This window comes from Pseudomonas sp. NFACC04-2, from assembly GCF_900119265.1.
GTDB classification, from domain to species: Bacteria; Pseudomonadota; Gammaproteobacteria; order Pseudomonadales; family Pseudomonadaceae; genus Aquipseudomonas; species Aquipseudomonas fluorescens_AA.
Genome location: NZ_FPJC01000049.1, coordinates 1 through 6,976, shown reverse-complemented (window position 1 = coordinate 6,976; position 6,976 = coordinate 1). Strand labels below are relative to the sequence as shown.

Sequence of the window (6,976 nt, the reverse complement as noted above, 5' to 3'; positions counted from 1 at the left end):
AAAGCAGGAGAGCACTGGCCTTTTTTAGGATTTCAATGTCCAGGTCTTTTTGCCTGAGCAACGCTTTGAGCTGCTGAATTTCACGCTGATCAGCGGTAATCGCCTTGGCGCCCACCGGGGTTGAACCCAACCGCTCCTTACGAACCTGATCGACCCAGCGGCGAAGCGCCGTGGGCCCAATATCCAGGCTGGCGCAGACTTCGGGAACTGACTGTCCCTCGTCCAGCACCATGCTGGCCGCTTTGAGTTTGAACTCACTGGAGTAAGATTTACGCATAACCAAAACACCTCAGATTTGGGCGCCATCATAGCGCCCGATTGAAGTGTCCAAAATCATTAGGCCAGTTCAAGCTCGCTCCCATAGGGTCCTGTATACGCAGCTCAAAGGTGGGAGCGAGCTTGCTCGCGATGGGGCCAGGCCAGGCGCCACTTTCCTCCACCCAAAAGAAAGCCCCCGATAAACCAGCGGTCTATCGGGGGCTTCTTTCAGCAGGCGCCTTTACGCGCCTACCGGCTCAGCTTATTGGCAAGCTTCGCAATCCGGCTCGTCGATCGCACAGGCCTTTGGCACTGGCGCAGGTCCTGCTGGAGCAGCCAGGACCGAATCGTCACCGTGGTTGCCGCCGCTGGAAACCGCGTTCAGCTTGCCGGTGTTGATGGTCGACTTCTCGGTGCTGGTGGCGGCCAGGGCGCGGAGGTAGTAAGTGGTTTTCAGGCCACGGTACCAAGCCATGCGGTAGGTCACGTCCAGCTTCTTGCCCGAAGCGCCGGCGATGTACAGGTTCAGCGACTGAGCCTGGTCGATCCACTTCTGGCGACGGCTGGCGGCGTCGACGATCCACTTGGTATCCACTTCGAACGCGGTGGCGTAGAGCGCTTTGAGCTCTTGCGGGATGCGTTCGATCTGTTGCACCGAACCGTCGTAGTACTTCAGGTCGTTGATCATGACCGAGTCCCACAGGCCGCGAGCCTTGAGGTCGCGAACCAGGTACGGGTTGATCACGGTGAATTCGCCCGACAGGTTCGATTTCACATACAGGTTCTGGTAGGTCGGTTCGATCGACTGCGACACGCCAGTGATGTTGGCGATGGTGGCGGTCGGTGCGATGGCCATGATGTTGGAGTTACGGATGCCTTTCTGCACACGGGCGCGAACCGGTGCCCAGTCCAGGGATTCGTTCAGGTCGACATCGATGTACTTCTGGCCGCGCTGGGCGATCAGGATCTGTTGCGAGTCCAGCGGCAGGATGCCCTGGGACCACAGCGAACCCTGGAACGTCTCGTAGGCGCCACGCTCGTCGGCCAGGTCGCAGGATGCCTGGATCGCGTAGTAGCTGACCGCTTCCATGGACTTGTCGGCGAACTCGACCGCGGCATCGGAGCCGTACGGGATGTGCTGCAGGTACAGGGCGTCCTGGAAGCCCATGATGCCCAGGCCGACCGGACGGTGCTTGAAGTTGGAGTTCTTCGCCTGCGGCACCGAGTAGTAGTTGATGTCGATCACGTTGTCGAGCATGCGCACGGCGGTGTTCACGGTGCGTTGCAGCTTGGCGGTGTCCAGCTTGCCGTCGACGATGTGGTTCGGCAGGTTGATCGAGCCCAGGTTGCAGACCGCGATCTCGTCCTTGTTGGTGTTCAGGGTGATCTCGGTGCACAGGTTCGAGCTGTGGACCACGCCCACGTGCTGTTGCGGGCTGCGCAGGTTGCACGGGTCCTTGAAGGTCAGCCATGGGTGGCCGGTTTCGAACAGCATCGAGAGCATCTTGCGCCACAGGTCTTTGGCCTGGACGACTTTGAACAGCTTGATCTTGTTGTACTCGGTCAGGGCTTCGTAGTACTCGTAGCGCTCTTCGAAAGCCTTGCCGGTCAGGTCGTGCAGGTCCGGCACTTCGGATGGCGAGAACAGGGTCCACTTGCCGTCGTCGAAGACACGCTTCATGAACAGGTCGGGGATCCAGTTGGCGGTGTTCATGTCGTGGGTACGACGACGGTCATCACCGGTGTTCTTGCGCAGCTCGATGAACTCTTCGATGTCCATGTGCCAGGTTTCCAGGTAGGCACAGACCGCGCCCTTGCGCTTGCCGCCCTGGTTGACCGCAACGGCGGTGTCGTTGACCACTTTGAGGAACGGCACGACGCCCTGGGATTTGCCGTTGGTGCCCTTGATGTACGAGCCCAATGCGCGAACCGGGGTCCAGTCGTTGCCCAGGCCGCCGGCGAATTTCGACAGCATGGCGTTGTCGTGGATGGCGCCGTAGATGCCCGACAGGTCGTCCGGAACGGTGGTCAGGTAGCAACTCGACAGCTGTGGACGCAGGGTGCCGGCGTTGAACAGGGTCGGGGTCGACGCCATGTAGTCGAAGGACGACAACAGGTTGTAGAACTCGATCGCACGGTCTTCGCGCTGCTTCTCTTCGATGGCCAGGCCCATGGCCACGCGCATGAAGAAGATCTGCGGCAGTTCGAAACGGATACCGTCCTTGTGGATGAAGTAACGGTCGTACAGGGTTTGCAGGCCCAGGTAGGTGAACTGCTGGTCACGCTCGTGGTTGATCGCCTTGCCGAGTTTTTCCAGGTCGAATTCGGCCAGGACCGGGTTCAGCAATTCGAACTCGATACCCTTGGCGACATAAGCGGGCAACGCCTTGGCGTACAGGTCGACCATTTCGTGGTGGGTCGCGCTCTCGGCGACTTCCAGGAAGCTCAGGCCTTCGGCACGCAGGGTGTCCATCAGCAGGCGGGCGGTCACGAAGGAGTAGTTTGGCTCGCGCTCCACCAGGGTCCGGGCGGTCATCACCAACGCGGTGTTGACGTCCTTGAGGGCGACGCCGTCATAGAGGTTCTTCAGGGTTTCGCGCTGGATCAGGTCGCCATCGACTTCTTCCAGGCCTTCGCAGGCCTCGGTGACGATGGTGTTCAGGCGGCCCATGTCCAGCGGCGCCAGGCTGCCGTCGGCGCGTGCGATGCGGATCGAAGGGTGGGCCTGGACCGGTGCGTCGGCCGGGGAGCGGGTGGCACGTTCCTTGGCGCGGGAGTCACGGTAGATCACGTAGTCGCGGGCCACTTTCTGCTCGCCGGCACGCATCAGGGCCAGTTCGACCTGGTCCTGGATTTCTTCGATGTGGATGGTGCCGCCCGAGGGCATGCGACGCTTGAAGGTCGCGGTGACCTGTTCGGTCAGGCGGGCCACGGTGTCGTGGATTCGCGACGAAGCGGCAGCGGTGCCGCCTTCAACTGCGAGAAACGCTTTGGTGATGGCGACGGTGATCTTGTCATCGGTGTAAGGAACGACAGTGCCGTTACGCTTGATCACACGCAGTTGGCCCGGCGCGGTGGCGGACAGATCCGGGCTCGAATCGGCGGCCAGCGGCGCGGTGCCCTGCGGGTTCTCGCGAGTTGTGTCGGTGTGCATGGGTGTCTCCACGTTCTTTATGTTTGTTTGGGCACCATCACGGTGCCCACCGTTCCGTCCTGAAGCACTACAACCGACTGGCGCCGGGCATAACAACTTCGGGACAGTAGGAAGCAGGCGTTTAATGCCGCTTCCATCCGAAGTTCTCAGGTTGCGAGCGAGGCTCGAAACCGGATTGCCGGGGTGGCAGCAATTGACTGCAACACCCGTACCGTTTCGGTCGTTTTCGACCTTGAAACAGCTGCCATCCGCAGGGGCGGTCTGGGCTTGGGGAAATGCGATGTTTCAGTTGAACAGAAGCAAGAAAAGCGCTTGAACTCCCTGCCCGACTTGTGTTTGGTTTTTAGCCTGAAACCCTACATGTAGGGATTTTTACGCGGCGGGCTACAAGATAATGCGTTTTTGGGGGGTATGCAACGTACTACCTGTGGATAAGCCTGTGCGTAATTTGTGTGCGAAACGTGGAACTGCTCTGTAGGCCGCGACCTAGCTGGAGTGGACCTTTTTTCACCGGTTTCGACGATCCGAAAACAGCCTGAAGGTTTTTTGCGGGCGCGGACCTTACCACATAAAACCCACCCGACCGAAACGCATTTGTCCGCTTGTTTTCTGTGCAGGCGACGTTTATACAATCGGCCCGTGTCTGGGTGTGTTTATCCCCCTTTAACATGACAAAAAGACGGGAAGGCGCAGGACCCAACCTGTGGGAGCGAGCTTGCTCGCGATAGCGTCGGAGCAGCAGCATGGAGGCTGATAGACACACCGCCATCGCGAGCAAGCTCGCTCCCACAGGGTTCGTGCTTTGTCAGTGATAGTGGCAACACGCCTCTCCTTATTTAGCTAATCAGCCAAAAGGTCCCCCAGTGGAACAAGAAGCCTGGCAGGTATTGATCGTCGAGGATGACCAGCGTCTGGCCGAGCTGACCCGGGAATACCTCGAAAGCAACGGGTTGCGTGTTGCCATCGAAGGCGACGGTGCGGTGGCGGCGGCGCGGATCATCGCCGAGCAGCCGGACCTGGTGGTCCTCGACCTGATGCTGCCCGGCGAAGACGGCTTTAGTATCTGCCGCAAGGTGCGCGAGCACTATGATGGGCCGATCCTGATGCTCACCGCCCGCACCGACGACACCGATCAGATCCAGGGCCTGGACCTGGGCGCCGATGATTACGTCTGCAAACCGGTGCGCCCGCGCTTGCTATTGGCGCGGATCCAGGCCCTGCTGCGACGCAGCGAGCCGGAGCCGAGCGTGGCGCAGAAGCCGCGGCGCCTGCAATTCGGCCCGCTGGTGGTTGACGACGCCCTGCGCGAAGCCTGGTTGCAGGGCAACGGTATCGAGCTGACCAGCGCCGAATTCGACCTGCTGTGGCTGCTGGTGTCCAATGCCGGGCGCATCCTGTCCCGGGAAGAAATCTTCACCGCCCTGCGCGGCATCGGCTATGACGGCCAGGACCGCTCCATCGACGTGCGTATTTCGCGCATCCGGCCCAAGATCGGCGACGACCCGGATCATCCACGGCTGATCAAGACCATCCGCAGCAAAGGCTACCTGTTCGTCCCCGAAGCTTGCGCAGACTTGGCGCCGTGAATTCGATCTTCCTGCGTATTTATGGCGGCATGTGCGCGGCGCTGGTGCTGGTGGCGGTCCTCGGTGTGCTGGCCCTGCACCTGCTCAACCAGACTCGCGGCGAGCAATACCGCGAGCGCCTGGCTCACGGCACGTTTTCGTTGATGGCCGACAACCTGCGGCCCATGAACGACACCGAGCGCCGCCGGGCGCTGCTGGTGTGGGAGCGCCTGCTGGGTATTCCTCTGGCGGTGCAGACCTTCTCCCAGACCGACCTCGATCTCGGCCAGCGTACCCGCGTACTGCGCGGCCAGGCATTGGTCGAGCAGACCGGGCCGCATGCGGCAAAAGTCTATCGGCTGGTCAATGAAACCGAACAATTGATGTTGGTCGGGGAAGTCCAGCAGATCAGCGAGCAACTGGCCCGCGCGACCATTTACCTGTTGGCCGATGAGCTGGTGCGCTACCCCGTGGCCGAGCAACCCAAGCGGCTGGCGCAACTGGAGCAGGAGAAAGGGTTTGGTTTCGACCTGCGACTCATGACCGCCGAGCAGGCCGACATGGATGAAGACCAGCGCCGTCGCGTGTCCGAGGGCGATACGGTGATGGCGCTGGGCAAGGGCGGCGATTCGATCCGGGTCTTCGCCGGCATGGTCGGCACACCCTGGGTCCTGGAGATCGGTCCGCTGTACCAGATGAACCCTTATCCGCCGCAATGGCTGGTGCTGATCGCGGCGCTGGGGTTGAGCCTGATCGGGTTGATCGTCTACCTGTTGGTGCGTCAGTTGGAGCGTCGCTTGCGCGGTCTGGAGTCGGCCGCCACCCAGATCGCCCAGGGCAGCCTGGAAACCCGGGTGCCGGCCCGAGGCGCCGACTCGGTCGGGCGATTGGCGGCGGCGTTCAATGGCATGGCCGAGCACTTGCAGCAACTGCTGGCGATCCAGCGCGAACTGGTACGCGCGGTGTCCCACGAATTGCGTACCCCGGTGGCGCGCCTGCGGTTTGGCCTGGAAATGCTCGGCAGCGCCACCACGCCCCAGGCCCGGGATAAATACCTGGCGGGCATGGACCACGACATCGAAGACCTGGATCGGTTGGTGGACGAAATGCTCACCTACGCGCGGCTGGAGCAGGGTTCGCCGGCCTTGAATTTTCAGCGGGTGGATCTGGATGCGCTGGTCAATCAGGTGATCGATGAGCTGGGGCCGTTGCGGGCCGGGATCACGGTCGAGCGTGGTCTATGCCTGTCGGCCGCCGATTGCGACGGCGCCTGGGTCGAGGCCGAGCCACGCTTTCTGCATCGTGCCTTGCAGAATCTGGTGGGCAATGCCATGCGCCACGCCCACTCCAAGGTCACGGTCAGCTACCAGGTGGGCCAGCTGCGCTGTCGGGTGGACGTGGAAGATGACGGGCCCGGCGTGCCGGAAGCGGCGTGGGAGCGGATTTTCAAACCCTTCCTGCGCCTGGACGACAGCCGCGCCCGCGCGTCGGGCGGTCATGGGCTGGGGCTGTCGATCGTGCGGCGGATCATCCACTGGCACGATGGCCGGGCGTTGATCGGCAAGAGTAAAAGCCTGGGGGGCGCCTGTTTCAGCCTGAGTTGGCCGAGGCATCAGGACAGGTCTTGAGAGAGGCGGTGCCTCATCGCGAGCAAGTTCGCTTGTATGTTTAGACTTGAAGGGGTGGGCGGGACTAAAAGCTCGATTCCGACTCTAGCCAGTACGGACCGTGGGAGACTTCTCGTCCCGCCCCTTCTACCTAAAGCGCCGATAAGGAATTCATCGGTAAAACCGACGATAGAGGCAAGCCAGCGCTACGGTAGACCCCGACAAGCATTTAAACCCTAGCTCCGAGGATTCGAGATGACAATCCTTACCTCCTCAACGGTTATCGGTATTGATGTAGCCAAGGCCGAAATCGTCGCTTATCGCGAAGATCTGAACAGCACTCAAGTGATCGACAGCACCCGCGAAGCTATTGGTCGCTGGCTCAAAACGTT

General features: G+C 61.2%; 4 protein-coding genes. 2 read left to right on the top strand and 2 right to left on the bottom strand.

What is annotated here, in order from left to right:
* On the bottom strand, window positions 1-277 hold a 277-nt coding region (locus BT125_RS28170; protein ID WP_256573856.1), incomplete at its 3' end, for a transposase.
* Between the two features lie 243 nt (window positions 278-520).
* A complete protein-coding gene (locus BT125_RS28165) occupies window positions 521-3,412 on the bottom strand; it encodes a ribonucleoside-diphosphate reductase subunit alpha (protein ID WP_060741041.1) in 2,892 nt (963 codons plus the stop codon).
* Between the two features lie 863 nt (window positions 3,413-4,275).
* Here BT125_RS28165 and BT125_RS28160 point away from each other — a divergent pair.
* Together BT125_RS28160 and BT125_RS28155 are read left to right on the top strand one after the other, a co-directional pair.
* Window positions 4,276-4,998: a response regulator gene (locus BT125_RS28160; RefSeq protein ID WP_072412424.1), complete on the top strand. Its 723-nt coding sequence runs from the start codon at window positions 4,276-4,278 to the stop codon at window positions 4,996-4,998.
* The gene (locus BT125_RS28155; protein WP_072412421.1) at window positions 4,995-6,605 is read left to right on the top strand and encodes an ATP-binding protein; all 1,611 of its coding nucleotides are present in this window, start codon (window positions 4,995-4,997) and stop codon (window positions 6,603-6,605) included. Before BT125_RS28160 ends, BT125_RS28155 begins: the two co-directional genes overlap by 4 nt.
* The last annotated feature ends 371 nt before the right edge of the window (window positions 6,606-6,976 follow it).

Bases quoted from the DNA above. Each gene is read 5' to 3' on its own strand.
- BT125_RS28165 (WP_060741041.1), bottom strand. From the start codon at position 3,412: ATGCACACCGACACAACTCGCGAGAACCCGCAGGGCACCGCGCCGCTG.